Source organism: Acinetobacter sp. TUM15064 (assembly GCF_008980265.1).
In the GTDB taxonomy this organism is placed as follows: domain Bacteria; phylum Pseudomonadota; class Gammaproteobacteria; order Pseudomonadales; family Moraxellaceae; genus Acinetobacter.
This window is the reverse complement of the sequence record NZ_BKFU01000051.1, coordinates 1-26,818: the sequence shown is the minus strand read 5'-3', so window position 1 is coordinate 26,818 and position 26,818 is coordinate 1. Positions and strand designations below refer to the sequence as shown.

The 26,818-nt window shown below is 39.9% G+C and carries 23 protein-coding genes; 15 read left to right on the top strand and 8 right to left on the bottom strand.

The window, feature by feature from the left end:
* Nucleotides 1-137: 137 nt before the first annotated feature.
* Nucleotides 138-398, top strand: a complete 261-nt coding sequence (locus GBI16_RS13850) for a hypothetical protein (RefSeq protein WP_110974560.1) — start codon at nucleotides 138-140, stop codon at nucleotides 396-398.
* A 98-nt stretch (nucleotides 399-496) separates the two neighbouring features.
* Here the strand turns inward: GBI16_RS13850 and GBI16_RS13845 are convergent, their stop codons facing one another.
* Nucleotides 497-2,971, bottom strand: coding sequence for an acyl-CoA dehydrogenase (locus GBI16_RS13845; protein ID WP_151707268.1), 2,475 nt, complete (start codon nucleotides 2,969-2,971; stop codon nucleotides 497-499).
* 291 nt (nucleotides 2,972-3,262) lie between these two features.
* Nucleotides 3,263-4,276: a lipoyl synthase gene (lipA, locus tag GBI16_RS13840; RefSeq protein ID WP_086208311.1), complete on the bottom strand. Its 1,014-nt coding sequence runs from the start codon at nucleotides 4,274-4,276 to the stop codon at nucleotides 3,263-3,265.
* Between the two features lie 210 nt (nucleotides 4,277-4,486).
* On the opposite strand from lipA, the gene sthA reads away from it, so the two are divergent.
* Both sthA and GBI16_RS13830 read left to right on the top strand, forming a co-directional pair.
* Entirely contained in the window at nucleotides 4,487-5,902 is a 1,416-nt protein-coding gene (gene sthA, locus GBI16_RS13835) for a Si-specific NAD(P)(+) transhydrogenase (protein WP_086208310.1), read from the top strand.
* Nucleotides 5,903-6,038: 136 nt separating this feature from the next.
* Entirely contained in the window at nucleotides 6,039-7,025 is a 987-nt protein-coding gene (locus GBI16_RS13830; protein WP_151707267.1) for a bifunctional helix-turn-helix transcriptional regulator/GNAT family N-acetyltransferase, read from the top strand.
* 81 nt (nucleotides 7,026-7,106) lie between these two features.
* Here GBI16_RS13830 and GBI16_RS18680 read toward each other — a convergent pair whose 3' ends face one another.
* Both GBI16_RS18680 and GBI16_RS13825 read right to left on the bottom strand, forming a co-directional pair.
* Nucleotides 7,107-7,247, bottom strand: a complete 141-nt coding sequence (locus GBI16_RS18680; RefSeq protein ID WP_004693924.1) for a hypothetical protein — start codon at nucleotides 7,245-7,247, stop codon at nucleotides 7,107-7,109.
* A 417-nt stretch (nucleotides 7,248-7,664) separates the two neighbouring features.
* Nucleotides 7,665-8,597 (bottom strand): hypothetical protein, encoded by a 933-nt coding sequence (locus tag GBI16_RS13825; RefSeq protein WP_086208308.1) that lies wholly within the window; start codon nucleotides 8,595-8,597, stop codon nucleotides 7,665-7,667.
* A 268-nt stretch (nucleotides 8,598-8,865) separates the two neighbouring features.
* Between GBI16_RS13825 and GBI16_RS13820 the strand changes: the two genes are divergently transcribed.
* Together GBI16_RS13820 and GBI16_RS13815 are read left to right on the top strand one after the other, a co-directional pair.
* Nucleotides 8,866-9,336, top strand: a complete 471-nt coding sequence (locus GBI16_RS13820; protein WP_086208307.1) for a YaiI/YqxD family protein — start codon at nucleotides 8,866-8,868, stop codon at nucleotides 9,334-9,336.
* Nucleotides 9,337-9,349: 13 nt separating this feature from the next.
* Nucleotides 9,350-10,261, top strand: a complete 912-nt coding sequence (locus tag GBI16_RS13815) for a DMT family transporter (protein ID WP_086208306.1) — start codon at nucleotides 9,350-9,352, stop codon at nucleotides 10,259-10,261.
* Nucleotides 10,262-10,278: 17 nt separating this feature from the next.
* Here the strand turns inward: GBI16_RS13815 and GBI16_RS13810 are convergent, their stop codons facing one another.
* Nucleotides 10,279-10,848, bottom strand: a complete 570-nt coding sequence (locus GBI16_RS13810; RefSeq protein ID WP_151707266.1) for a PilZ domain-containing protein — start codon at nucleotides 10,846-10,848, stop codon at nucleotides 10,279-10,281.
* Nucleotides 10,849-10,872: 24 nt separating this feature from the next.
* Here GBI16_RS13810 and GBI16_RS13805 point away from each other — a divergent pair, with 24 nt between their 5' ends.
* The 3 genes from GBI16_RS13805 (at nucleotide 10,873) to GBI16_RS13795 (ending at nucleotide 15,356) form a co-directional block, all read left to right on the top strand.
* Nucleotides 10,873-12,108 carry a lipoprotein-releasing ABC transporter permease subunit gene (locus tag GBI16_RS13805; RefSeq protein ID WP_086208304.1) on the top strand — a complete coding sequence of 412 codons (1,236 nt, stop codon included), beginning with the start codon at nucleotides 10,873-10,875 and terminating at the stop codon, nucleotides 12,106-12,108.
* Nucleotides 12,101-12,784 (top strand): lipoprotein-releasing ABC transporter ATP-binding protein LolD, encoded by a 684-nt coding sequence (gene lolD / locus GBI16_RS13800; protein ID WP_004693913.1) that lies wholly within the window; start codon nucleotides 12,101-12,103, stop codon nucleotides 12,782-12,784. Before GBI16_RS13805 ends, lolD begins: the two co-directional genes overlap by 8 nt.
* Nucleotides 12,785-12,884: 100 nt before the next feature.
* Complete coding sequence (locus GBI16_RS13795) at nucleotides 12,885-15,356, top strand: DNA internalization-related competence protein ComEC/Rec2 (protein WP_151707265.1); 2,472 nt, start codon at nucleotides 12,885-12,887, stop codon at nucleotides 15,354-15,356.
* Here GBI16_RS13795 and GBI16_RS13790 read toward each other — a convergent pair.
* Nucleotides 15,256-16,245, bottom strand: a complete 990-nt coding sequence (locus GBI16_RS13790; protein ID WP_086208302.1) for a lysophospholipid acyltransferase family protein — start codon at nucleotides 16,243-16,245, stop codon at nucleotides 15,256-15,258. The genes GBI16_RS13795 and GBI16_RS13790 overlap by 101 nt on opposite strands.
* Before the next feature lie 129 nt (nucleotides 16,246-16,374).
* Here GBI16_RS13790 and sppA point away from each other — a divergent pair, with 129 nt between their 5' ends.
* From sppA to GBI16_RS13775, 3 genes are read left to right on the top strand one after another with little or no spacing between them, the layout of a single operon-like run.
* Nucleotides 16,375-17,394 (top strand): signal peptide peptidase SppA, encoded by a 1,020-nt coding sequence (gene sppA, locus GBI16_RS13785; protein WP_086208301.1) that lies wholly within the window; start codon nucleotides 16,375-16,377, stop codon nucleotides 17,392-17,394.
* Nucleotides 17,391-18,188, top strand: a complete 798-nt coding sequence (locus GBI16_RS13780; protein WP_086208300.1) for an alpha/beta fold hydrolase — start codon at nucleotides 17,391-17,393, stop codon at nucleotides 18,186-18,188. The genes sppA and GBI16_RS13780 overlap by 4 nt, the downstream gene beginning before the upstream one ends.
* Before the next feature lie 15 nt (nucleotides 18,189-18,203).
* Nucleotides 18,204-18,635 (top strand): Sbal_3080 family lipoprotein, encoded by a 432-nt coding sequence (locus tag GBI16_RS13775; RefSeq protein WP_086208299.1) that lies wholly within the window; start codon nucleotides 18,204-18,206, stop codon nucleotides 18,633-18,635.
* Between the two features lie 52 nt (nucleotides 18,636-18,687).
* On the opposite strand, the gene purN is transcribed toward GBI16_RS13775, so the two are convergent.
* Entirely contained in the window at nucleotides 18,688-19,320 is a 633-nt protein-coding gene (purN, locus tag GBI16_RS13770; RefSeq protein WP_086208298.1) for a phosphoribosylglycinamide formyltransferase, read from the bottom strand.
* 5 nt (nucleotides 19,321-19,325) lie between these two features.
* Nucleotides 19,326-20,396, bottom strand: coding sequence for a phosphoribosylformylglycinamidine cyclo-ligase (purM, locus tag GBI16_RS13765; protein WP_086208297.1), 1,071 nt, complete (start codon nucleotides 20,394-20,396; stop codon nucleotides 19,326-19,328).
* A 132-nt stretch (nucleotides 20,397-20,528) separates the two neighbouring features.
* On the opposite strand from purM, the gene cxpE reads away from it, so the two are divergent.
* From cxpE to GBI16_RS13745, 4 genes are all read left to right on the top strand, one after another.
* On the top strand, nucleotides 20,529-21,749 hold the full coding sequence (cxpE, locus tag GBI16_RS13760; protein ID WP_086208296.1) for a chloramphenicol efflux transporter CxpE: 1,221 nt from the start codon (nucleotides 20,529-20,531) through the stop codon (nucleotides 21,747-21,749).
* Between the two features lie 15 nt (nucleotides 21,750-21,764).
* Nucleotides 21,765-22,469, top strand: a complete 705-nt coding sequence (gene hda, locus GBI16_RS13755) for a DnaA regulatory inactivator Hda (RefSeq protein WP_086208295.1) — start codon at nucleotides 21,765-21,767, stop codon at nucleotides 22,467-22,469.
* Between the two features lie 123 nt (nucleotides 22,470-22,592).
* Nucleotides 22,593-24,398: a rhombotarget A gene (rbtA, locus tag GBI16_RS13750; RefSeq protein WP_086208294.1), complete on the top strand. Its 1,806-nt coding sequence runs from the start codon at nucleotides 22,593-22,595 to the stop codon at nucleotides 24,396-24,398.
* Between the two features lie 16 nt (nucleotides 24,399-24,414).
* The coding region (locus tag GBI16_RS13745; RefSeq protein ID WP_151707264.1) for a CSLREA domain-containing protein at nucleotides 24,415-26,818 on the top strand (2,404 nt) is incomplete at its 3' end.

The following is a 26,818-nucleotide window of genomic DNA, read 5'->3' as shown; positions in this document are numbered from 1 at the left end:
GAAGAATATTAAATTTATTAAATTTTGAAGATTTTTTTTAGCCGAAAAGGCTACATGGCGTTACTAAATCATCTGATTGAGTATTTGTTTCTGCGTTATTTTCATTGCCTATACAATGATGTAATTCGAGGAAAGGAATGGCTGCTTTTATTAATGCTGAACAAGCAAAAATTATGTCTAACCAAGCGTATTTAGATATTGAGATCTACAAATTACGTTTGGCCTCATTGATTGAAGAAAGTGCCAAACAGGGAAATACTGCGGTATTTACAGTGCTACCAAAGCATTTACCTTTACAGGATATTCGCCGTTTTTCAGCAGAACTCACCCAATTGGGATATCAAGTCCGTTTGGAAGTGGAAGAGTTCTATTACCGTTTAAATGTGTACTGGATTTAAAGCTGTCCTTTACGGTTAAGTTTATCTTGGTATGAATAAAATAAAAGCCCGTAAACGAACTTTTATTTTTTAGCAATTCCATAAAACCAATAAGACGATTAGAGTCTAATATCTGAAATTTTGGTGTGGTAGGGGTTATTTAAAGAGAGTGTTTGTTCAAGCTCATGGTCGAAAATATCGGTGAGCATACTATCGAAGCGTTGAGTGTTGTAATGAAGCAACTGATCCGCTTCCTCAGAGCTGATGAATCCTGTTTCAAGCGCATGTTGAATATGTGATTCAAAATCTAAGCCTTCAAATTGTTCTTTGGACTCTGCTTTTTTAAACTTCGTCCACAGCGGATCAATCTTTAATGCTGCTTGGAACGCATTTTCCATACGCCCAAAGACATCATCGGGATCGGTATTGTAAAAAACATGCTGTTTCAGTTGTTCACGGAACGGGTTATTTTCCATGATGGCAAGTCCTAATTGCGTTTTTAGCTGGTCACTTGGTTGTTGGGCAACACGACCAAAAGGGAAACAGATGAACTTGACTACGCAAGCTACGGCTCGTATAGGAAAGTTTGCAAATAGTCCATCAAATGCATCCTGAATTTGCACAAATGCTTTTTCTAAAGCCAATTGAGCATGTTGTTGTTCCACCTCACTACGTTGTCCTTTTTCATAAAACTTCAAAATAGCAGTCGCGATAAATAAATAAGCATGAATGTCGGCTAAACGCCCTGAAAGCATTTCTTTGCGCTTAATATCACCTGCAAGTAAGCCTAAACAAAGGTCTGCGGTTAAAGCGAAGTTGGCACTGAAACGGTTAATGGTTTTGTAAAAAGGACGTGAGAAATCATCTGTCTGTGCGGAAGCATCTGAAGGACCACCGAATATGCCATAACTGAATGAACGTGCTGTTCGGTTAAAGGTATAAGCCAAATGTTTAAAAAGTAGCGTGTCGAAAGGCGCTAAAGCGGTTTTTGTATCTTCTGCTTGAAGGAGTTGCAGCTCTTCATATAAATAAGGATGACAGCGCATAGAGCCTTGACCAAAGATCATTAAAGAACGGCTTAAAATATTGGCCCCTTCAACAGTAATCGAAATGGGGATGGCTTGATAATTCAGTGCTAAAAAATTGCGTGGCCCCATTTGCACAGCCCGTCCACCAACGACATCCATGCCGTGATTGACAATTTTACGCATGGTTTCAGTGGCATAGTATTTGGCCATAGCTGTCATTACAGCAGGTTTTCCACCTTCATTTAAACCACAGGTCACCATATAGCGAAAAGCTTCTAACATATACGCACCGCTGGCAATATCACTGGTGGCTTCTTGCACACCTTCAAAATGTCCCACAGAAATTTTAAACTGTTGGCGGACTTTGGCAAAAGCACCGATGCTTAAATAGGCCATTTCAGCAGAAGCAGTGGAGAGCGCAGGTAGGGAAATACCGCGACCTACGGCTAAGCACTCCATCAGCATGCGCCAACCTTTACCTGCATTTTCTACCCCACCAATAATCCAATCGAGTGGGATAAAAACATCTTGTCCATCGACCGTTCCATTCATAAAAGGAGAACCAGGATTATGGCGTGCACCGACTTGGACACCTACATGGCTGGCAGGTAATAAGGCGCAGGTGATACCGTATTCAGTTTTGCTTGCATCGCCTAAGAGTCCATCAGGGTCATAAAGTTTAAAAGCGAGACCAATCACAGTTGCAATAGGTGCCAGAGTAATCCAGCGTTTTGAAAAGTTCATACGTAAACCGAGTATTTCTCGGCCTTCAAACATGCCATAACAGACCACGCCTGTATCAGGTATTGCTCCTGCGTCTGAACCAGCCTCGGGACTGGTTAAACCAAAGCAGGGGATTTCTTCACCTTTGGCGAGTCCCGGTAGATAGCGTTGTTTTTGTTCCTCAGTTCCATAATGTAAAAGCAATTCACCTGGACCTAGAGAGTTGGGCACCATACAACTGACGGCAGTAGTCAGTGAACGTGAAGAGATTTTGCTCATGATGCGACTTTGGGCAAAGGAGCTAAACGCACGACCACCGTATTCTTTGGGAATAATTAAACCCAAAAAGCCTTGTTCTTTGATGTATTGCCATGCTTCAACAGGAAGATCTTTTAAGTGGTGATGAATTTCCCATTCATTGAGTAAACCGCAAAGGTGTTCAACTTCATGATCTAAGAAGGATTGCTCCTCAGCAGACAAAGTTGGGTAGACATAACCATCAAATTTTTTCCAGTCAGGCGCACCCATAAATAATTCTTTTTCCCACCAACTGGTGCCTGCATCCAATGCTTCGCGTTCGGTACTGCTCATACTCGGCATGGCTTTGGCTAAAGCTTTATAGGCAGGTTGCGTGATTAAGGACTTGCGTAATGGATCAATAACCACAATCAGGCTGAGAATAATTAAGGGTAGACCTAGAAGTAGTGACCACGGATTAATAAAAATAGCAGTGAAGAGGGATGCAAAAATAACCATTGCAGCACCAATAAGGCGACTGACTTCAAAATAAAAAACAGCCCAGAGGGTACAGATTAAAAGCAGAATGGCGAAAATGAAACCCATTGAAACCTCCCGTTGTTTACACCGTGAGGTGAGTCATACGTTTTATAAAATTTCACGGAAAATAAGGCAAAACGTAGACTGAAAAGGTGTAATAAAAATGAATTTGATTTGATGTGTAGCAATACAATTATTTTAGACTTTGAATTAGCTTAGGGCGTTTTTTGAGCAATGACTGTGTTAGAAATGTATGAATACGTAATTGAAAAATATAAAGAACGAAGTCTGTAATAAAAAAAGCCCTCATATGAGGGCTTTTAATTTTTGCATTTAACTGTTTAACATCACAGCAAATTAAGCTTCAATCGTTTGAACGGCAATCTTTTTCGCAGGGTCTACTTTGCGACGTACTGCTGGTACAGGTTCGCCATAGTATTGACGGTCAGCGAAGTAACTTGAGCGAACCATTGGTGCTGCCCAAATATTTCTAAAGCCTAGCTTTTGACCATGTGCAGTGTAACGTTCAAATTCTTCTGGTGTAACAAAGCGGTCAATCGGCGCATGCTCTTTTGAAGGCTGTAAATACTGACCAATCGTTACATAGTCAACGCCGTGTGCATGCAAGTCATCTAAAAGTGAAATGACTTCTTCTTCAGTTTCACCAATACCGACCATCAAACCACATTTGGTTGGAACGTCAGGGCAGTATTCTTTAAACATTTTCAACAGATTTAAAGAGTGTTGGTAGTCTGAACCTGGACGCATTGCTTTGTATAAACGTGGCACCGTTTCAATGTTGTGGTTGAAAACATCAGGTGGACACTCGGTCATAATGCGAAGCGCAATGTCCATACGACCACGGAAGTCAGGGACTAAAATCTCAAGTAAAGTATTCGGGCTTAATGCACGTGCTTCTTTAATACAATCAACAAAGTGTTGTGCACCACCGTCAAGTAAGTCATCACGGTCTACAGAAGTGATCACGGCATATTTTAGACCTAAGTTTGAAATCGTTTCAGCCATGTGACGTGGTTCGTCTGCATCAAGTGCATTTGGACGGCCATGTGCCACGTCGCAGAAAGGACAACGACGTGTACAAATGTCACCCATAATCATAAAGGTTGCAGTACCCCCACCAAAACATTCAGGTAGGTTTGGACATGCTGCTTCTTCACAAACGGTATGTAGTTTTTGTTCACGTAGGGTTGATTTAATGCGTTGCACTTCTTCGGGTGCTGCCATTTTAACGCGAATCCAATCCGGCTTGCGTGGCGTTTCAACCGTAGGAATAACTTTTACAGGTATACGCGCGACCTTTTCTGCGCCACGAAGTTTGATACCCTGCTCAGGTTTACGGTTTTCAGACATATTCAACTATTCCACTGTTTTTGACGGGGGAGATGCTAAAAATAGCAGTTCTTAGTATAGCGGAAATGCGAATTGATAGGGCAGAAATACTATTCATTTACTAAATGTGGTTATCACTTAATATATGTAAGCTAAATACAGCAAATTGCCTGCAATTACGTCATAATATGCCCAAGATAAGTAATAAGTTTTTTGAAGAAGGAGCGTTGAATGCCACGTAAAAAAGAGGTCGTTGGTGGAACTTTCGTTAAGTACGATGCGGTCGTTCTAGGTTCAGGCCCTGCGGGTGAAGGCGCGGCAATGAAACTTGCCAAATCTGGAAAGCGTGTTGCGATTGTGGATGTACGTGAGCAGCTCGGTGGTAACTGTACCCACGTGGGGACCATTCCAAGTAAGGCTTTACGTCAAACGGTATCGAGCATTATTCGCTATCGTCGTGATCCAATGTTTAAAAAAATGGGCGACTGGCGTCAGTTTACCATGAAGCAAGTGCTTCAAAATGCACATAAAGTGATTCAACAACAAGTAGATACGCATTCACGTTTTTATGACCGTAACAAAATTGATATTTTCCATGGTCGCGCCTATGTCCAAGACCAAAATACAGTTTTAGTGTTTAGCCCTGAAGGCATTAAAGAAACGATCCTATGTAAACAAATCGTAATTGCAACGGGTAGTCGTCCATATCGTCCTGCGGCGCTTGATTTTAACCATCCGCGTGTATTCGATTCAGACAAAATTTTAGATCTTGATTATTCCATCCAAAAAATCATTATTTATGGTGCAGGTGTCATTGGTTGTGAATACGCGTCTATTTTTATTGGGCTAGATCACAAAGTTGACTTGATAAACACACAGCACAAACTGCTGAGTTATCTTGATGATGAAATTTCAGATGCGTTATCTTATCACTTACGCCAACAAGGTGTTTTGATTCGCCATAATGAGCAGATTGATCATCTTGAAACCTATGATGATCACGTGGTACTGCATTTGCAAAGCGGTAAGAAAATTAAAGCCGATGCCATTTTATGGTGTAACGGCCGCTCTGGAAATACGGATGGCTTAGGTTTGGAAAATGTTGGCATTACACCAAACAGTCGTGGTCAGATTACGGTGAATGATCAGTACCAAACCGAAGTAGAAAATATTTATGCTGCAGGTGATGTGATTGGCTGGCCTTCACTGGCTTCTGCTGCATACGACCAAGGTCGTTGTGCGGGTGCAAATATGAGCGGTGAGGAAGGCGTTGAACCTGTTGTTGATATTCCGACAGGGATTTATACCATTCCAGAAATTTCTTCGATTGGTAAAACTGAACAAGAGTTAACTGAAGAAAAAATTCCGTATGAAGTGGGTCAGGCTTCATTCCGTCACTTGGCACGTGCACAAATTACGGGTGACACGGTGGGTGAATTGAAAATTCTGTTCCACCGAGAAACTTTGGAAGTGCTGGGTGTACATTGCTTCGGTAACAACGCTTCGGAAATTATTCACATTGGTCAAGCTGTGATGAATAGTCCAAATAATACCATCAAATATTTTGTGGAAACCACATTCAACTATCCAACTATGGCGGAAGCTTACCGGGTTGCAACTTTAAACGGTATGAATCGGTTGTTCTAATTTTTATAATATTTTTCAAAAACCTGCGAGTTTAGGCTCGCAGGTTTTTTTATATCTAAAATATTTTTTTATCTATTGTTTAGTTTTTATGAGTATGTAAATATGCTGGATATGTACACTAAAGTTGGCTAACGTTATGAGTCGAACGCCGATTAGTCCAATTGATCACATTCGTCAGTCTACTCAGCAATTGGTTCGTGAGTATGGTCGTCTACAGAATGGTTTAGATCAAGTATTGTCATCATCGTCAGTGCAATGTTTACTTTGTTTAGAGCAACAAGGGCAACTGAGTGCAGTTTCTTTGGTGGAACACTTGGGTTTGGACAAATCAAGTGTGAGCCGAATGTTAGCCAAGTTAAAACAAACGGGTGAAATTGAGGAATTCAGTAGTAGCGAAGATGGACGTGTCAAGTTAGTTTGCTTAACTGAGCAGGGGCTCAGTACAGTTCACCATATTCATAGAGCTGATCAAAGTCAGATCAGTGCGGCATTGCAAAATTTAGATGAACATGGACAGCAACTGATTTTGCAGGGTTTAGCCCTGTATCTTGAAACACTGAAAAACTTTCGCATCTCAGCAACTGCAATACATACTACCAATATTCAAATTGTCTCTGGCTATCAAACAGGCTGTGTTGCCCGGCTGATTGATATGTTGCGCCAGTTTTATCGAATGAATAGCACATCACATGATGTGATTGAAATTCAGTTTGCATGCGAGTTAGCTGATTTTATTGGTCGCTTAGATCAGGCGCGTAATGAAATTTGGTTTGCCTTACATCAAAATCGTATTGTGGGCTGTGTTGCGATTGATGCAGAAAACTTAGGCAATGCCAATGCTCAACTTCGGTGGTTGATGGTGGATGATATTTGGCGCGGACAGGGCATAGGTCAACGGCTCATGTCACATGCAATGCAATTTTGTGAGTTACATGACTTTCAGGCGGTGGAAACGTGGCTTGAGCAACCATATCAGGCTGCAAAAAAATTGTATGAGCAATATGGTTTTGTTTATATGAGTGAACAGCCTGTTGAGTATTTTGGGCAAATATTTACTGAACAATATTATATAAAGCGCATAAAAGACCACACAGCTAAGCGCGGTAGAAGAAAAAAAGTTTAGATGGCTTTGTTTTGGCTATTTTAGACGTAAAAAAACCAACAATCGTTGGCTTCTTGAATGGGGCTGCGAAGGTCACATCAATTACAAAATGAATTGATGTAAGAAGTAGGCAGAAATCATCATGCCTAACACAAAGAACATGCACGAATAAGCATCAAGCTGATAGCGCTTTTCTAATTGATGTTCAACATGCTGTATATTTTCTTCTTGCATAATTTTCATGGAAGTTTTATTCCGATTTAATTATCGTTTAAATCCTATTGCATGTTTATATTTTTAACATAAAAAAATGATTAAATAAAGTACTAAATAAAAATAATCAAAGCCGATTATACATCATTATTAATTTTTTTAGTTTTATCCACAAATTATATCAAAGTCTGCTTCTGGCAAGAGCTAACTATATGAAAGTCATAAAACTCATAAGTTTTGAATATATAAATTAAATAAAAATAATGAATTTAAAACTGTGGATAAATGGGTTTTAAAATGAATTTAAAATAGATGGAATTAATATAAAATGTGGATAAGTTTTATACAAATGAATTTAAATTAAAATAAAAGTGAGCTATAAAAATAAAAAAATCCAACTCAGTCGATACAAATTGCTTTGCAATCTGAGTTGGATTTTTGTTTAAATTATTGATTTGATGAATAAATGTTGGCTTGAATCCAAATGTTACCACGGATGTATTGCCCAATATTGAACTGTGCATAAGTTGGGTTTTTAGTGGCAATACGGATCAAGGTTGCAGCTTGGTCTTCTTCATGAATTAAGGCAACGTCAAGCAACGTGTAGTCTTGCTCCATGAATTGCATACTAGTTTTACCCACAATATTGCCTTGAAACCATGCTTCATCTTCCTGACCAATCTTTTCACCATATAAATAGGCAACCATCTTTGAAAAATCTACAGTCACAGGTTCTTTATCGTCATCTGACTTTGGTTCCCATGCGTCGATTTGCTCTTGGAGGTTGGCAGGGGCAATACCATTGTTTGCTGCTAAAATATCGTTTAGTGCGCGATGGTGTTTAATGGATGCGGGATCATCAACGACAAGTTGTTCATGTTCTGCAACAGCCTCTAGCTCATATGCCCATGCATTGAGTTGTGCAACATAGGTTTGTTCTTTTTGGTATTGGCCATGATTCACGCTATACAGACTATCGTAAGCATACACAATGCTGTTATTGCCTAAATTTAGGCGTAGAACAGCTTGCGTGTTTGATTGACAGCGGATGATACGTTCAACCACAACAGGAACTTTGTAGGGGCTATTGAAACTTGGGAATGCGGTTTTTACTGCTGTAGGCTTATTATTTTCAACTGCAATCACTTGTGTAAGCTGAACAGCAGCTTGACTTGGTCCTTGGATTAACCAGCAGTTTGCATCCATATCCTGTTCAGTTTGACACAACCCCATTGGCATAATCGGCGCATTTAAAGCTAAACCTAACCATTTGGGTACATCTTGTGCAGGGTGATCTGTGAGTAAATTCCAATGTTCGACGTGGCTACCAAAGTTTTGGTCATCAATGGTGATTATTTCAGGACTATTTTGATTGTTCATATGCACGATTGAATGAGGTGATATATCCCTATTAAATCGAGGGTTATTTCTATATTTCAAGTCCTTTATTATATTTTTACTGAAGAATCATGAAAAAGCACATAGATATGGCTTGAATTTGGCTTTTAAATCCTGCCACAGTCATGATGAATTATACTTTAAAAGTATTTGGCGATGGTTAACACTGTCATTTTGAGCGGTTTTATCTATTAATCTAACGCACTGAGTTTGTTAGACTAAGACAGTTTCTTTTGTTCGTGGATGCAAAGTGTTGCCATTTAAACTGTGGGTGGATGCTGATGCATTACCTAAAATCTTACGTGAAGTGATTTTACGTGCTTCAGATCGTTATCAGCTTGAAGTCACTTTCGTGGCAAACCAAAATGTTGGGATTACGCCATCCATCCGTATTAATTCGATTCAGGTGATGAGTGGGGCAGATGCGGCTGATCAAGAAATTGTTGATCGCATGCAAGCCAACGATATTGTGATTACTCAGGATATTCCGCTTGCCGCACAAGTGATTGAAAAAGGAGGGGTTGCGATTCATCCTCGTGGTGAAATTTACACCACTGCAAATGTCAAAGCGCGACTGCATTTACGGGACTTTATGGATACCTTACGTGGGGCAGGTGTTCAAACAGGTGGTCCTCCCCCTATTTCCGAACGAGATAAACGAGAGTTCTCCAGTTCTTTAGATCAAACCATCCAAAAGCAAAAACGTAAAACAGCTATCTAGCATCGAGCCGATTATGTCTTCTAAAGCCAATTTGATGGCAACCTATGGATTACTGGTTTTTATTTGGTCTACAACGCCTTTAGCGATTGTGTGGAGTGTGACCGATTTACATATGCTGTGGGCGTTGGTATTGCGATTTTTTATTGCACTACCTTTGGCGATTTGTTTGTTATTGGTTCTAAAGCGCCAGTTCCCGACCAACAAAGTTGCGTGGCATAGTTATTTAGCTGGTTCTTTTAGCTTGATCGGCTCGCAGTTTTTTACCTATGTCGCAACCAATTATATTAGTTCAGGCATGATTGCCTTAATGTTTGGCTTAGCACCCATTATGGCAGGGCTGATCGGACGTTTTTACTTTAAGACCTATTTGAGCGCAATGCAGTGGCTCGGGATGTGTATTGCATTGGTGGGATTGGCCATTATTTGTCTTGCTGGAAATACACAGCATGTGCATCCCTTTGGGATTGGGCTGATGCTACTCAGTGTATTTTCTTATGCAGCCTCTATTTTCTGGGTGAAAAAAGTCAATGCAAATATCGAACCTGTTGCACAAGCAACGGGGTCAATCTTGGTTTCAACCGTAGCAGCAATATGTATCGTGCCATTTATTTGGCAGTATGCACCGCAGCAAATGCCCGATTTGAAAACTTGTTTGGCACTACTTTATACCGTCATTATGGCGTCATTGATTGCAATGTTCTGTTATTTTAATTTGGTACAAAAAATTCAGCCGACAACGTTGTCATTGACAACAGTCATGACGCCAATGATTGCTTTATTTATTGGTGCAGTACTCAACCACGAAAAACTGTCGATGTTAGTCCTCTTAGGTGCAGCGGTATTGCTATCTGGCTTATTTGTCTATTTTTATAAAGATCTTCAGGCAAGTCGAAAACTTGCCCAAAAATTAAAAAGTCCAAACTAGTCCGAGTTTTTGGCTTTTTAATGATCTTCTAAGCTTAATGAAATACAGTCTGCGAGTTTCGCACGATCTTGCGGGTGCAAGGTAATAAAGTATGCACCCGTGCGATACTTGTCATTTTCTTCTGCGTTGCTATATACCACTTGCGCAATGGCTGCAATATGGAAGAAGTTTTCAGGATGGCTCAAAGTCAGATGTATATAGGTACCATCTTGAATTTGCTTGTCACTGTAAAAGCTTAAACCACTTTCTGAAAAGTTGACATGCTCAGGTCTAGGTAACATGGTTTGTACAATCGTGTCGTACAAAGATCCCGTGATCAGGTTTAATTTTTGATTAAATAGGGATAATATTCGAGCAATTTGTTGATCTTTTTCAGATAATTGTTCTAATTCGTAGTTTAGGGCATGATCAAATTGATCTAATTCTGCGAGTAGTAGAAAATAGCGTGGCAAAACAAAATTAGGATCGTAAGGGTCATTAAGGGCAACATCATCAGAAATAATCTGATAGTTAATTCTCAAGGCCGCGTCGATTCGAGACATCACACGACGTTCAGTTTGAACGTTTTGATGCTGTAAACTTTCCATAATTATGACCTCGGACTAGATGGTATGTTTAAACCAATCTCGCTGTATATAGGGTTGAGATATACTCGCGCACGGCGTAGCAACCACTTTATTTCTTTTATTGCACTGGTTTCGATGATCGGTCTGACACTGGGTGTGGCAGTACTCATTACAGTGTTATCTGTAATGAATGGTTTTGACCGAGAATTGAAAACTCGTGTACTTGGAATGATACCTCAAGCCACTGTTTCTTCAACACAAATTTTAACAAATTGGCCTGAACTTGCAAAAAAAATTGAAACAAAAGAGCATGTCACGGGTGTGGCACCTTTTACTCAATTGCAGGGGATGCTGACTGCACAAGGCCAAGTGGCTGGAATCATGGTCACGGGAATTGAACCTGAGTATGAAAAAAAGGTTTCGATTATCCAAGATCACATGGTTGAAGGGGGTATTGATAAGCTCAAAAAAGGTGAGTTTGGTATTGTTTTAGGCAAACAAATGACCGATGCCTTAGGTTTAGGCTTAAATGACAGTGTGACTTTGGTTTTACCTGAGGCAACACCATCACCAGCGGGTGTCGTACCACGTTTTAAGCGTTTCAAAATTGTGGGGATTTTCAGCATTGGTGCTGAGGTTGATTCGATGATGGGCTACATTGCTCTCAATGATGCATCAACTTTGCTACGCTTACCTGATGGCGCACAAGGTATTCGCTTGAAACTAGATGATATTTTTGTTGCGCCGAAAGTGGCAGATGAAATTGTCATGGATCTGCCAAGCGGTTTTTATGCCTCAAATTGGACCTATACTCACGGCAACTTATTTAGTGCGATCCAAATGGAAAAAGCGATGGTGAGCTTATTACTGTTCCTGATTGTCTTGGTGGCTGCATTTAATATTGTGTCGTCCTTAGTGATGGTTGTCACCGATAAAAAATCGGATATTGCTATATTACGAACTCTTGGGGCTTCTCCAGCAACTATTACTCGTATTTTTATGGTTCAGGGTACGATTATTGGTGTGATTGGTACGGTATCTGGTGCGATTCTCGGTATTGTTTTCGCTTCAAGTATTAGTAGCTTGGTGGGTTGGTTAAACAATGTAATGGGGCTTCATTTATTTGATGCTTATTTTATTAATTACTTACCTTCGTATTTAAGATGGCAAGATGTATTAACCATTGTGTCCCTGTCTTTAATTTTAAGTTTCCTTGCAACAATTTATCCTGCAATGCGTGCTGCAAAAATCCAACCTGCGGAGGCATTACGCTATGAGTAAAATTGTTTTAGAAGCACAAAATATTGAAAAGCACTTTACCGATGGTAAGTCGACCGTTGAAGTGATTAAAGGTCTCTCTCTACAAGTCAAAGCAGGCGAATTTGTCTCAATTGTGGGGTCGAGTGGTTCGGGTAAAAGTACGTTGTTACATGTATTGGGCGGTTTAGACCGTCCGAGCTCTGGACAGGTTTTTTTACAGGGTAGTCGTTTTGACAGTTTGAATGAAGCTGAGCGTGGCTATTTACGTAATCAACACTTAGGTTTTGTTTACCAGTTCCATCATCTGTTGCCTGAGTTTACGGCTTTAGAAAATGTGGCCATGCCGCTGATGTTACGCCAAGGCACCAACTTTAAAGATGTGCAAAAACAGGCTGAATACTTGCTTGAACGTGTAGGATTGACGCATCGTTTAACCCATAAACCAGGTGAGCTTTCAGGTGGGGAACGTCAACGCGTTGCCTTGGCGCGAGCATTGGTGGCTAAGCCTGCCTTGATGATGGCAGATGAACCGACAGGTAATTTAGATCGGAAAACAGCAAGTAAAATTTTTGAGTTGCTGATGGATTTACGTCAGGAATTCAATATGGCGATGTTGATTGTGACGCATGATGAGCAACTGGCTCAGTCGGCTGATTCTATTTTGCATATGCAAGATGGTCTTTGGGTCAATGATTAGGCTGAGTGCTGACAAAAATATGAGATAAAGCCACTATCTATTGAAGCCCACTTCGGTGGGCTTTATTATGGCGCCAATAAAAACAATAACTGAATAAAAAATGAAGCTTTTATATGCTGTTGCTTGGATTTTAGGAATTGCATTAATGGGGCAGAGCGTCTCAATCCTAAATCATCTTTTTTACCCAGCATTGATTTTGGTCATCGGACTTTTACCTTTACAGTTTTTTCTTTTTAAGCATAAACCCGCGCTTATTTTACAGTTTATATGCGGATTAATTTATTTCATGTTGTTTTTAACTGCGGGATATTATTATGCGCAATCGGCTTTGCAGCAACGTCTAGCCTATAAAGAAACCCGAGTGGAAGATACTAAAGTCATTGTTTATATTGCAAAGATTAACCAACTGGGTAGTGAGACCATTCAGCAAGAAATACAGGTCTTGAACCGACACGAGCAACCGGTGCAGTGGTTAAGTTTTCAAAAAAGGATATCGGATCAGCAAGCGGTGTTGGAACTTGGGAAATACTACCGACTGACCGGGGAAATACGTCCTGCACATAGTTATGCAGTGCAAGGTGTATTCGATCTTGAGCAGTGGTATCTGCAACGTAATCTTATGTCTGGTTTCAAACTCAAGCAAATACAACCCTTATCTGAGGCAGAAATTTACGGGTTAGGCTATGCCAGTCATTTAAGAAAGCAGCAAACCATCTTCAAGCAACTCCAGTTAGCTATAGAGCGACAGCGTTTAAAGATACGCAACTTTATTTATATACAGCCCTTAAGTCATAAGGGCTTAATTTTAGCGCTCCTGACAGGGGATGAAAGTTTCTTAGATAAAGAAACAACAATATTCTTTCAACGTTTTGGTATTAGTCATTTGTTGGCAATTTCAGGACCGCATGTACTCATCTTTGCTGTGATGTTTTGCTGGCTCTTACAAAAGATACTGAATCGTTATTGGCCACAGATTTTTCTAAAAATCCCACGACCTTATGCATTGTTACTACCATTTTGTTTCTGCGTATTGCTGTATTGTGCCTTTGTTGGTTTTGAGATTCCTGCACTGCGGACTTTACTCAGTTGTTTCTGTTTAACAGCGTTGGCTTGGCTCAGGCAGAAAATTTCGGCTTTGACGTTGCTCTTATTGAGTGCATCACTTCTTTTATTGTTTGATCCTTTTTCGATTCTATCCGCTGCTTTTTGGCTGTCCTATGGGGCATGTTTTGTACTTTTACGCATTTATCAAACCACCATTCGGCTTGATTTGAGTCGCTCCCAAACGTGGCAACAGCAACTTATATTCGCGCTCAAACTGTTGATAGAGTCGCAGTGGAAAATCTTTGTCGCACTTTTGCCTTTGGTGATCATTTTCTTTAAACAAGTCTCTTGGATTAGTCCTATCAGTAACCTTGTGGCCATTCCTTTGATTGGCTTAGTGGTTGTGTCATTGGATGTTTTGGCTGCTTTTACCTTTTATGTTTTTGAACCGCTGAGTAGTCTTTTGTTTCAGTTGGCAGATTGGGTATTGCTATTTTTGTTGAGCATACTCCACTTGTTAGATGCCATGCTTCCGATCAAATTGTTGTCGGTTGCACTTAACGTTTGGCAGATAATTTTGCTCATTGTGGTACTCAGCATTATTTTTATGCCCAAGTCGACTTTACCCAAAACATGGGTAGTATTGAGTGTTTTTCCGTTACTTGGGCTGAGTGCAAAGCAGCATCCTTTTGAATTAATTGTACTTGATGTCGGTCAGGGGCAGGCGGTGTATATGCAGGATGATCAACAGCATGCCATGATTGACGTCGGAGGCTACTATGATGAAACGAAGTTTAGTATTGCTAAGCAGGTTATTCAGCCATTTCTATCGAAACAAGGTGTGAGTGAATTAGATCCATTGATACTTACGCATTTGGATCAAGATCATAGTGGAAGCTATACCACATTAAAAAATGAGTTGTCGATCAATCAAGTCTATTCCAATCAGCAATTGGATGTGGCTGGCAAGTCTCGTTTTGATTATTGTAAACAAGGGCAGATTTGGCATTGGTCTGAACACGTTGAGATCAAAATTTTATCGCCAAAAGCCAGTCAATTGGCACAAGTACCGTATCAGCAAAATGAGCTATCTTGTGTAGTTTATATACAGGTGAAAAATGTACAGCCTTATCAGAATTTTTTGATTATGGGCGATGCTGGCTGGCAAACCGAGTTTCAATTATTGCAGGATTATCCTGACTTAAAAGTTGATGTCCTGATCTTGGGGCATCACGGTAGTCGTCATAGTTCAGCTTATGCATTTTTAAAGTATTATCAACCAAAACTGGCGGTTGCTTCAGCAGGTTTTCATAATCGTTATGGGCATCCGAGTAGAATAACGCAAGCACGCTTGAAAGCACTCAATATTCCACTTTTGACTACGGCAGGGCACGGTAGTATACGTTTTACTGCGAGGTCTACAGGACTTATTGAGTTGATGACACAGCGTCAGACTCGACCGTGGTTGCAATCGGCTGATTCTGTTGTTCCAAACGTAACTGCTCTAAACGCAGCACTGCCTCATTAAATGGCAGATTATACAATGGCCTAAGTTTCGAATTGGCTTTGAAGCGTTTATAGGTCCAGTGGTAATGTTCTGGGTGGCGATGGACTAAGTTCTCAATGGCTTGATGAATCACTAAAGTACCATCATTGGCACTACCTTGATAAATCGCGTCACTCATTTCTTCAATGTACATGTCAAAGCCATCGTCATTACGAATGGCATACAGCAGTAAAGCTTTGGCTTTGGTTTTTTGAATCAGCTTGGCGCTCAGGTTACTTGAGGCTAGGGGAAAACCAAAATAAGGAATCATTTCCCCGCCTTGTTTGGGGGTATGATCGGGCAGAATCACGGTTGTTCCCCCTTGTTTGAGCGCCTTAAAAATTTGTCGAACTCCAGACTCATCGGTAGGAACAAGATGAGCACCCTCCCGACCACGTGCTTCACGAACAAATAAGTCAGCCCCAGGATCTTTGACTGGTTTATACATAATGGTCATTTCGGTAAATTGGGCAACATAAGTGTTCATAATTTCCCATGTCCCAAAATGTGGCACGATCAAGACGACACCTTTTTTAGCAGCAAGGGCTTCGTGTAGTAGATGTTCGCCATGTACTTTTTGAACGCGTTCAATATTTTTTTGGTTACTGGAACCCCAAATACTAAAAAACTCAAAATAAGTAGTGAGTTCATTACGTACTGCTTGTTTCGCAATCATTTCGCGCTGTTCTGGACTGAGTTCAGGTAAAGCAATTTGTAGATTTAGTCTGAGAGCATCATTATTTTTACTAATTTTTAAAAGATTGACTAAACCCGCTAAACCTCTAGCAAAAAAACGTGAAAATTTAATGGGTTGTTTACTTGCAAAACGGAGTAGACGATAAGTCGAGTTCTGTTCTTGTGGTTTAGTCATTCTTTAGAGTCGATATAGTGTACGTGGATAAAAACAAAAAATATTATAAGATAAAATGAATGGTTTCGACAGTTTTGTATAAATCAGTGTATATAATGAGGGCAATTTTATTCAAGTTTGGATTGTTATATGTCCGATTGGCCACCAAAACCAGAAAATGAAATGCCTAAACAACAACCTGCACACGAACAGCCAACAGGGAATGAATGGAAGCTTTTAGAAAAAGCGGTTTTAGCTTCCGTTGAAGAACAACGTCGTGCACGTCGTTGGGGGATCTTTTTCAAGTTTCTGACTTTTGCCTATCTTTTGTTTATTTTAATTGCGATGACCAAGAGTTGTTCGACCAGTGGTACGGATGCAACAGCATCAAAGCATATTGCTGTGGTTGATATTGTGGGCACAATTGCCGCAGACGAGCAAAGCGTGAACAGTAATGACACGATTAAATCATTAAAGAAAGCATTTGAAAATAAGCAAAGCCAAGCAGTGGTTTTAAATATTAATTCACCAGGTGGTTCACCTGTTCAGTCTGATGAAATTTGGCAAGAAATCCAATACCTAAAGAAAACACATAGCGACAAAAAGTTGTATGCAGTGATTGGTGATACTGGTGCGTCAGGTGCATATTATATTGCGTCAGCTGCGGATGAGATTCTGGTGAATCCATCAAGTTTGGTCGGTTCAATAGGTGTGATTATGCCGAACTATGGTGTAACCGGCTTGATGCAAAAACTGGGTGTTGAAGACCGCACCATGACATCTGGTCAAAACAAAGCCTTGCTATCTATGACCCAACCTGTTAATCCTGCGCAGCGCGCACATGTCCAAGCTGTACTTGATAATGTACATGAGCATTTTATTAATGCTGTTAAACAAGGTCGTGGTAAAAAGTTAAAATCGAATGATCCAGCGCTCTTTTCAGGTCTTTTCTGGACTGGTGATCAGGCAGTAAAACTCGGCATTGCTGATCGTATTGGTAACTTACATACTTTAAAACGTGAGTTAAATACAGATAAAGCAATGGATTATACTGTCGTACATAGTCCACTTGATTCTGTTTTAGGGCGTTTAGGTGCGTCTATGGGGGCAGGTTTTGCGTCATCACTGTCAAACCAAATGCAAACTGAACAGACGACAAAGTTACAATGAAACCTTTAATTCATTTTGCGCACGCCAATGGCGTGCCCGGAAAAGTCTATCAGAAATTATTTGACTTACTCTCGGATCAGTACGATGTGATTTATGTGCCTCTATTGGGACCAGATAAAAGCTATCCGATTGATAACCATTGGAAAAGCTTAACTCAACAAGTGATTGATAGTATTGTTCGGCAGGCACAAGGGCGCAAGGTGATTGGTTTAGGTCACTCTTTAGGTTCAGTGCTTACTTTTCAGGCCGCATTACAGCGTCCTGAATTGTTTGAACAAGTCATTATGATTGATCCACCATTAATTATGGGCAAAGCTTCGTTTGCATTACACTTTGCGAAGATGCTGGGGCTCAAAGTGGTGGATAATATGTCTCCAGCCGCATTATCACTGCGACGCAGAGATCACTGGGAAAGCCGTGAACAGGCTGCAGAATTGTTAGGCGCTAAAGGTTTTTATAAAGACTTTGATCCTGATTGCTTTCAAGCATATATCGACCATGGGTTAACTGAAGATCGTGTGCGTGGAGGTGTGGAGCTTAGCATTTCAAAGATGGATGAAGTTCATATCTTTAGAACAAATCCATCATTGTGGTGGTTACCACAGGCTCAGCCAAAAGTTCCCATGCATTTATTGATCGCTGAGAAAGGGCCATTTATTGGTCCAGGTTTTCCACAAATGGTGAAAAAGAAATTCGGAATACCTTATCAAGTGGTTGAGGGAAGCCATATGTTTCCATTGGAAAAACCACAAGAAACGGTGACACTCATTAAAAGGCTCATTTCAACAGCGTAATTTTTTGGATTATAAATGCAGAAAGCCATTTATTCTTTATTTTTCATACTTCCGTTACTGGGATGCACAAGCACTCAAGTCTCTCATTTGAATAATATTGATAAACGTGATTTAACGCATATTTGTATTGAACATAATCCTCAAGTTATTGTGGTTAACTTTGAAAATATTCTTATAAATGGTCTGGAAGCGCGTCATATCTCAACTCAAATTTATGATCGGACTAAACCTTTAGAATGTGTTTATGTCTTGAAATATGTGGCTTATCAAAAGTGGGATTTTTCAATGGTATTAACTAGAGCGGAATTAAGGCTTTATAAAGATGATCAATTGCTCGGTTTTGCTGAATATAAATTACATGCAGGTGGGTTGTTAAATCCAACGAAATATAAAAGTAATGAATCGAAAATCAATCCATTAATTAATCAGTTGTTAGAAAAGCATTAGAAATCATCATAAAAAAAACGCATCCGAGGATGCGTTTTTTTAATCTTAAAATTTATGGAAACTTGGCAAATTGCACAGGTTCATGCATGATTTGACCACGATATAACACAGCCTTTTCTGTATGCTGAATTGTACCTGTACAAATCCATTCCACCACTTGCGGGTAAATGACATGTTCAAGCACATGTACTCGGCTTGCTAGTGAATCGGCATTATCATGTACATTCACTTTCAGAACGCCTTGTGCTAAAGCCTGACCTGCATCAAGTTCAGCCGTCACATAGTGCACGGTACAGCCATGTAGTTGATCACCAGTATTCAGTACGCGCTGATGAGTATGCATCCCTTTGTAATACGGCAGAAGAGAAGGGTGAATGTTAATCATTTTCCCTTCCCAAGCACTAACAAATTTCTCACTTAAAATACGCATAAAGCCAGCAAGAACCACGAGATCAACATCCCAATCGAGCAATTGTTGATGCATAACATCATCAAAAGCTTCACGATTTGGATATTGTTTGTGTTCAATCACTGCTGTTGCAATACTTGCATTTCCAGCACGCTGTAGCGCATAGGCTTCAGGTTTGTTGGAAATAACGCCTACAATTTTTCCTGAAAGGTTGGCATCAATCAAAGCCTGAAGGTTTGATCCATTTCCTGAAACCAAAACAGCAATTTTAATCATATGAATTAAGCGAAAACGACACGGATTTTTTCGTCTGCGCCTTCAACTGACTCAGCATTGTCTACAATATGACCCATGGTGAATGCTTTTTCGCCAAGCTCATTCAGTAATTTAACTGTTTTGTCAGCGTCAGCAGCATCGACAACTAAAACCATACCTACGCCACAGTTAAATGTGCGATACATTTCAAACTGTTCAACACCACCTTCACGTTGAAGAAGTTTAAACAATTCTGGCCATTCCCAAGATGCTTCATTGACAACAGCTTGAGCACCATTTGGTAATACGCGCGGTAAGTTACCAGGTAAACCGCCACCTGTAATATGTGCCATTGCATGAACATCAACTTCTTTTAAAAGTTGAAGAATAGGCTTCACATAAATACGAGTTGGTTCCATTGCCGCATCGGCAAGTGGACGGCCATCAACAATTTGAGTTAAATCAATATTCTTAACATCTAAGATTTTACGAAGTAGAGAGTAACCGTTTGAGTGTGCACCTGAAGATGCAACACCAACTAAAACATTACCTGCTTTAACTTTAGAGCCATCAATAATTTTGCTTTGCTCAACCACGCCTACGCAGAAACCGGCTAAGTCATAATCTTCGCCTTCATACATGCCAGGCATTTCAGCAGTTTCACCGCCAACCAATGCACAACCAGCAAGTTCACAGCCTGCACCAATACCAGTGACTACATTTGCTGCAACATCAACATTTAGATGACCTGTTGCGTAGTAGTCAAGGAAGAATAATGGCTCAGCGCCACAGACAAGAAGATCGTTTACACACATTGCAACCAAGTCTTGACCAATTGTGTCATGACGGTTCAAATTCAATGCTAAACGTAATTTTGTACCAACACCGTCTGTGCCTGATACGAGAACAGGTTCTTCATAACCTTTAGGGATTTTACAAAGTGCACCGAAGCCACCTAGTCCGCCCATTACTTCAGGACGAGTAGTACGCTTCGCGACAGATTTAATACGATCGACTAACGCGTCGCCCGCTTCAATGTCGACACCTGCATCTTTGTAGCTTAAACCAGTGTTTGGGGTAGAAGTTGAGTTGCTCATAATGAAGTCTCCGCATTCGCGGGGCGATTATACCTGAATATACGAAACACATATGTTATTTCTGCGCTAAAATGTTATCTTTACTAAAATATTTTTCTCAATAACGATTAAATCTGAAAAAGGCGAGATTGCATGCAAGATCGTACACTGAAGCGTTTCTTTATTTTGGCAGGTATAGCACTTATTCTCTGGGTGTTGTATTTACTCAAACCTGTCGTTTTACCTTTTATTGGTGCATTTTTAGTCGCTTATCTGTTTAGCCCATTAGTCGATAAACTGCATAAAATTGGTTTACCGCGTTGGCTATCTATCAGTGCTGTTTTTATCGGTATTGGCGTTGTCATTACATTAGCATTTTGGTATTTGGTTCCGTTGATTTGGGAACAGTTAATGTATGCCAAAAATAGTATTCCTTCAGGTATACATTGGGCAAATTATAAATTCCTCCCTTGGCTTTCAGACAGCTTTAATTTAGTTCCTATGGAATTGGATGTTGATCAAATTTCAGCGGCTATTATGGAATACGTACAAACCAATTATAGTGCAGACAGCATTCAAGCGATGATTGCTAAATTGGCGCAATCTGGTTTGAACTTTATTCAAATTGGCGGTACGGTGGTTCTGATTCCGATTATTGCATTCTATTTTCTATTAGATTGGGATCGCATGCTGGATAGTTTCCGTCGCCTGATTCCAAAAGCCTACGAGCAAAGGACACTTGTCATCGTTAGAGAGTGCCATAGCGTACTGGGTGCTTTTGTTAAAGGTCAGTTCTTGGTGATGGTGCTTTTGGGTGTGGTCTATGCTGTTGGTTTACAGCTTATTGGGCTTGAGGTCGGTTTAATTATCGGTATGGTCGCAGGCCTATGTAGTATTATTCCTTATTTAGGTTTTGCTGTTGGCATTATTGCGGCTGTTATTGCAAGCTTATTCCAATTTGGTATTGACTGGATGCAGCTACTGCTAGTTGGTGTGGTCTTTATGATTGGTCAAGCTGTAGAAGGCTATATCCTGCAACCGTTCTTGCTAGGCGATAAAATTGGACTGTCTCCAGTGGCAGTTGTATTTGCGGTTCTAGCAGGTGCTCAGTTGGGCGGAATTTTGGGGATGTTGATTGCATTGCCTGTAGCTGCTGTGATTGTGGTTTTATTGAGACATGCACGTGAGTTTTACGAAAATAGCCCTATGTATGGAGCACCAGCACTTATTTCACAAGATTCGACAACAGGTTCAATTAGCATTGAAACTGATCAGGTTGAAGTTGATATTGAATTAAAAAATCGGATGGTAAAAGATCAGCAAGCATCTGAAAATTCAAGTAAGATTGATCAAGTCGACCATAAAGAACTTTAGGACAAATACCCCCCTATGCGTCAATTGCAATTAGATATTGAACCTCAACTCGATGCTCGGATCAGTGATTTTTCTGGGCCAGGGTGGGGGCATGTTATAGATGCAATTCGTCAGTTACATGCGGGTTTAATGAATCGTTTCTATGTCTATGGTGGTGCAGGTTCAGGGAAAAGTCATTTGCTCTCAGCAATTTGCGATTCCTATCTGGAAATTGGAAAAACAGCAATTCAAGTTTCATTGCTTGAGTTGCTTGATGCTCCGACTGAAGCAATTACCTCTTTAGAACGTTTTGATCTGGTCGCTTTAGATGATATTGAAGCCATTAGTGGAGTACCACATTGGCAAAAAGCAGTTTTCCATCTAATCAACTATAACAATGAAGAAGGTGGACAGTTGGTGTTCTCTTCCCGGGTTGCTCCCATTGAGTTAAAACTTGAGTTACCTGATTTGCAGTCACGTTTAACCCAAGCGGTGAGTGTGAAAGTCCCAAATGGTAGTTTGTATGCTGACCGATCGACACTGGTGATGTCAGTTCTTTCACGTCGTGGGATTCATATGGATCAACAAATTATTGATTATTTACTTGCACATGGTCCGCATCAAACCTCGATATTATTACAAAGCTTGGAACAGTTGATTCAGTTATTGAAGGGAGAGAAAACCAAATTAAGTAATGCAAACTTAAGACAGATTTATGCGTTGATTGACGAATATCGGTAAATCATAATATTACTTGAGAAATTGTTCGAGCTGTGACAGAGTACGGAAAATTGTTAGGTGTTGCAGGGATTATGCAACCTAAGAATAAAAAGAAAAGATAAAATAAAAAGCAAGGAGATCGTTATGCTCAAGAAGAGCATAGGTGTAGCTACGCTATTCATGGCGAGTCATGCCTACTCAGACAATATTAAGGTCACGACCACTGCAGATATTGTCAAAAATGACACGGAATGTTCACTTCGCGAAGCTATCGAATATATTAATCAAGACATGCCAGAAGCTGGATATTATGGTTGTGGTGGTAAAGATGCTATTTCAACAATTTTGCTTGAAAAAAATAAAACATATTTACTAAACAATCACTTAAGTATAAAAAAAGATATGACGCTGAGAACTACATACGATAGTTCTGTTGGAGATGAAATTGTTCAGGGTGTAAGTAATGCCATTTTAAAAATGAATGGACAAGATAATATTTTACGAGTTGATAATGATCAAAGCGCTTTAATTCGTGTGAATTTAAAAGAAGTAAGTTTACAAGGCTGTGAACAGGAGTGTGGTATTGGGCAGGGCGGGCTAATTTATAATAATGAATATTTAAGTCTAGAATATGTCAAATTAACAGGTGGTTTTGCTGAGCAAGGCGGTGCTATTTATAATGTTGCAACCTTGCTGGCTGATGGGATAAGTCGAAGCATAGTAGAGATTCGTTCGAGTCTGGTCGAGAAGAACCAAGCGCTACAAGGGGCAATATTATATGGTGGTGCACCTTCTTTTCGCATATCTAATTCTGTTTTCAAAGAAAATAAAACAACAAACAGTACAAGTGCCAATATTTATTCTTTAAATAATGCGACTGTTAACGAAGATTCTACCTTATTGACATTAACATCACGTCTTGTCAGTAGTACCTTTGTCAAAAATACGGGCTATGTCGTCAATGTTCGTGATGGTATGGCTTTGAACAATTTAACTGTCGTTGGCAATAGTAAAGGTATTTACTTTGATGCCACTGCAAACATGGCTTATTTGGCGAATAGTATTGTACTTGGCAACATTGAAAATACAATTGCAGAAAACTGTGCTGGAAATGTTGCTAAAGCCGTACTTCAGAATAATCTTGTTACACAAGAGGATTGTGGAAGTGGTGTAAATTACTATCCCAATGAGTTTTGGTCGGGTCCTCTGATTGCAGGCAATGATGTTGTTGGCGATTGTAAGACGCTGTCTGAAGATGGGGATAGCTTACTGTGTCCGTATAAGGTACCTAATCAAAAATTTTTAGGTTATATACGCCCACGTATCTTAATGAGTCAAATGCATTGGCTAGATTCACCAATTGTGAATAAAGGTAAAGTAGTTGTGAACTCAACCGATACTCTGATTGGTTGTGAAAGCTCTGATCAACGAGGCGTAAACAGGAATAGTAATAATACTTTCTGTGACCGAGGCGCAATTGAAATTGAAGTCCCTACCAGCATTAGTCTGATTGGTCAGGATTTAATCTCTGGCCAAGTTGCTAAGCTTTCAGTTGCAGATTTGCTAGGGGATAGTGATTTATTGTCTAAAACTGAATGTGCGACCTTGTTCAACTCAGTCAAAGCGCCTAATGGTGAAGAATGGCAACCGGGTTGTATGCGTGTACAGCAGACTCAAACTGTTTCCAAGGGCAAAGTTGTTATTGATGAGCAAGGGAATATCACCTATACGCCAAATGGATCATGGCATGGTGCAGATATTTTTAGATTGCAACTTGTGACCACAACAACACGCTTTGATGAGCATGTTCCGTTCATTGAAGTGAATGTTCAAATTGTGCAAGAACCACAAAATCATATGGAAAGTGACAAAATTAAAACCTCTGGAGGAAGCACCGGAATTCTTAGCTTACTCGGGTTGTTTGCATTAATTTTGCTGCGTCGAAAATAAAAAGAAAAGGCCAAACATGAAATATTTTAAGAAAGGACTGTTAGGAGCCGTGGTGGTCGCGAGCATGGCTCTAATTGCAGCGGAAGATAAGACTATTTATGTCAATACATTTGAAGATGAAGATAATGTGAACATGGATCAATGCTCACTCCGTGAGGCAATTAAAACAGCGAGTCTCAACAAGGCTTATGGGGGCTGCACAGCTGGAAATACAGGTTCTGGTCAGACAGATTATATTCAATTAAAGGCTGGTACATATAAGTTGGATAAAGAAATCATACCTGAATCTAAGGTTGTGATTTTAGGAAAAAGTCCATATTTAGATCGTGAGAAAAGCCCAATTAGTTTTAAGTATCCAGCACTAGGTGAGTTGACTTCACGAATTGATGCGGCTGGGAAATCACGTTTATTTAACACCATCACACAGAGTAGTCTAACACTTGAAAATGTAGTTTTAGAAAATGGTTACTCATCAGATGAAGGTGGGGCTCTGCTTATTGGTGGAGCATTAACCCTCAACAATAGTCAGATTTTAAACTCAAAATCTGCTAAGAAAGGTGGGGCATTATATTTAGTTGGATCAGGGGAACATCAACTGTCTGTTAATAACAGTGTGTTGCAGGGTAATCAGGCGAATGTTGGTAGTATTCTTGCAATGCAGTGCAATGCAGGTCTTTTGGATGTGAAGGCTAATCTAGAATTTAGGGCGAGTAGTTTTATTGCGAATGGACTGACATCGAGTCTCAGTGCATTTGACTTCTGCGGGAATCCTAAAGTTGCCATGAGTAATAATACTGTGGCAAAAAACATTGCGAGTCCTACAAACGGAAGTATTATTTATGCCATCAATACTCGTGAACATAATTTAAGTCTAGAAAGTAGTTTTATCCTTTCAAACAATACCATTGTGGAAAATAGTGCAGCAGGTGTTCTGGATTATGATGATTCTGGTGATAAATCTTTATATTACAATGTGCTTGCATATAACCAATACAAGTCGTGCCGTTATTTAGGATCACAGACTTTGTCGGATAAGTATGATGCTGGTGTGACAGTTGCTTATAACGCTTTTGATACAAGTACAAGCCAGTGTGAGTTCGCTGAAGGTGCAAGGGTTGTAAGTAATTCGGTTGATACCAATATTGATGTTAAAAATGTTGCTATGTCTAGCTTACTGAGTTCATTAACTGAACCATCAAAGTATAATTTATTTCGACAAATGTACTTCCCGAAAGTCAATGGGGGAGGTATTGATTTGTTAGATACCAACAGCAAATTAGACTGTAATAGTAGTGATCAGCGTGGCTTAGATCGTATTGTTGATGGAACCTTGATGTTGGCTCCAGAAGATGCCAATAGTTGCGATATTGGTTCTGTTGAACTTCGTCGCTTGGCGGCGGCAGACATTACTGATTTGAAAAACACCTCACATGTAGAGCGTCTACAAGCTTATGAAGATAATATTAAGGAATTAGAAGATTTAATTGCCAATAAAAATACTAACCCTGACTTTCTAGTTGAGTTTAATGAGGAGTTACAACGCTATAAAGCACTTTTATCCGCGACAAAAACTGATCAAAAATACCGTGCGATTTATGTCGATCCATTCCTTTTTATACTTCAAGATGAAGCTGTGATTAATTCTGCTGATGGAACATCAGCTTTAAAAGAACCCAATACAGATAATTATGCGATTATTGAAACTAAGGTTTTGGGTGTTGGAACACTCAGTGCTACAGGCGGTGTCCTTGATACTTCTAAACTCAGGGCTGATCCAACATTGCGTTGTGAATGGAAAGATGATTTAAAACAAATCATGATTTATCGAACAGATGGTCAACCTACCAATAGTTCTGAATATGTCTATTGTCAATATACTGTTCAGAGTAAGTCAACACAGGCAACATCGTCAGGAATTTTAAAAGCTGAATTTAGCAATATTCAACCAATTGCCAAAACAGACGAATACACATTGAATTACGGTGGAACATTAAAATTAAATATAAACCCACTTTCCAATGATAGTGATGACGGTGATGGCCCTGTTAGCACTGTGGCTTCAGAATATCAGCGACCAGCATTTTACCAAGATGCTAATGGTGAAAATCTTGCAATTCGTATTGTTCGTCAAGATGCAGGTATCAATATTAAACCAGAGCGTACAGGACCGTGTCCTGGAGAGTATGAGAAATATGTATGTTATGGCGGTAATATTGAAGTTGAAGTGCGCAATAATTTCAGCCCATTCCCCTATGAGATTGAATATGTAATTTATGATGCTGAGGCTGAAGAGTCTAAATCTGCGATGATCTACTTTAAAAATACTGCTAAAAATACCAATAAAGAATCAAGTGGCGGTGGAGGCGGTTCGATCGGTGGTTTAGGGGTGATAGGGTTATTGTCATTGGTGTGGTTAAGAC

Excerpts from the sequence above, each read along its gene's own strand:
- GBI16_RS13795 (WP_151707265.1), top strand. The coding sequence starts at position 12,885 with ATGAAGCTTTTATATGCTGTTGCTTGGATTTTAGGAATTGCATTAATG.
- GBI16_RS13775 (WP_086208299.1), top strand. The coding sequence starts at position 18,204 with ATGCAGAAAGCCATTTATTCTTTATTTTTCATACTTCCGTTACTGGGA.
- sthA (WP_086208310.1), top strand. The coding sequence starts at position 4,487 with ATGCCACGTAAAAAAGAGGTCGTTGGTGGAACTTTCGTTAAGTACGAT.
- hda (WP_086208295.1), top strand. The coding sequence starts at position 21,765 with ATGCGTCAATTGCAATTAGATATTGAACCTCAACTCGATGCTCGGATC.
- sppA (WP_086208301.1), top strand. The coding sequence starts at position 16,375 with ATGTCCGATTGGCCACCAAAACCAGAAAATGAAATGCCTAAACAACAA.
- rbtA (WP_086208294.1), top strand. The coding sequence starts at position 22,593 with ATGCTCAAGAAGAGCATAGGTGTAGCTACGCTATTCATGGCGAGTCAT.
- GBI16_RS13790 (WP_086208302.1), bottom strand. The coding sequence starts at position 16,245 with ATGACTAAACCACAAGAACAGAACTCGACTTATCGTCTACTCCGTTTT.
- lolD (WP_004693913.1), top strand. The coding sequence starts at position 12,101 with ATGAGTAAAATTGTTTTAGAAGCACAAAATATTGAAAAGCACTTTACC.
- GBI16_RS18680 (WP_004693924.1), bottom strand. The coding sequence starts at position 7,247 with ATGAAAATTATGCAAGAAGAAAATATACAGCATGTTGAACATCAATTA.
- lipA (WP_086208311.1), bottom strand. The coding sequence starts at position 4,276 with ATGTCTGAAAACCGTAAACCTGAGCAGGGTATCAAACTTCGTGGCGCA.
- purM (WP_086208297.1), bottom strand. The coding sequence starts at position 20,396 with ATGAGCAACTCAACTTCTACCCCAAACACTGGTTTAAGCTACAAAGAT.
- GBI16_RS13825 (WP_086208308.1), bottom strand. The coding sequence starts at position 8,597 with ATGAACAATCAAAATAGTCCTGAAATAATCACCATTGATGACCAAAAC.
- GBI16_RS13780 (WP_086208300.1), top strand. The coding sequence starts at position 17,391 with ATGAAACCTTTAATTCATTTTGCGCACGCCAATGGCGTGCCCGGAAAA.
- GBI16_RS13815 (WP_086208306.1), top strand. The coding sequence starts at position 9,350 with ATGTCTTCTAAAGCCAATTTGATGGCAACCTATGGATTACTGGTTTTT.
- cxpE (WP_086208296.1), top strand. The coding sequence starts at position 20,529 with ATGCAAGATCGTACACTGAAGCGTTTCTTTATTTTGGCAGGTATAGCA.
- GBI16_RS13850 (WP_110974560.1), top strand. The coding sequence starts at position 138 with ATGGCTGCTTTTATTAATGCTGAACAAGCAAAAATTATGTCTAACCAA.
- purN (WP_086208298.1), bottom strand. The coding sequence starts at position 19,320 with ATGATTAAAATTGCTGTTTTGGTTTCAGGAAATGGATCAAACCTTCAG.
- GBI16_RS13810 (WP_151707266.1), bottom strand. The coding sequence starts at position 10,848 with ATGGAAAGTTTACAGCATCAAAACGTTCAAACTGAACGTCGTGTGATG.
- GBI16_RS13845 (WP_151707268.1), bottom strand. The coding sequence starts at position 2,971 with ATGGGTTTCATTTTCGCCATTCTGCTTTTAATCTGTACCCTCTGGGCT.
- GBI16_RS13805 (WP_086208304.1), top strand. The coding sequence starts at position 10,873 with ATGTTTAAACCAATCTCGCTGTATATAGGGTTGAGATATACTCGCGCA.
- GBI16_RS13830 (WP_151707267.1), top strand. The coding sequence starts at position 6,039 with ATGAGTCGAACGCCGATTAGTCCAATTGATCACATTCGTCAGTCTACT.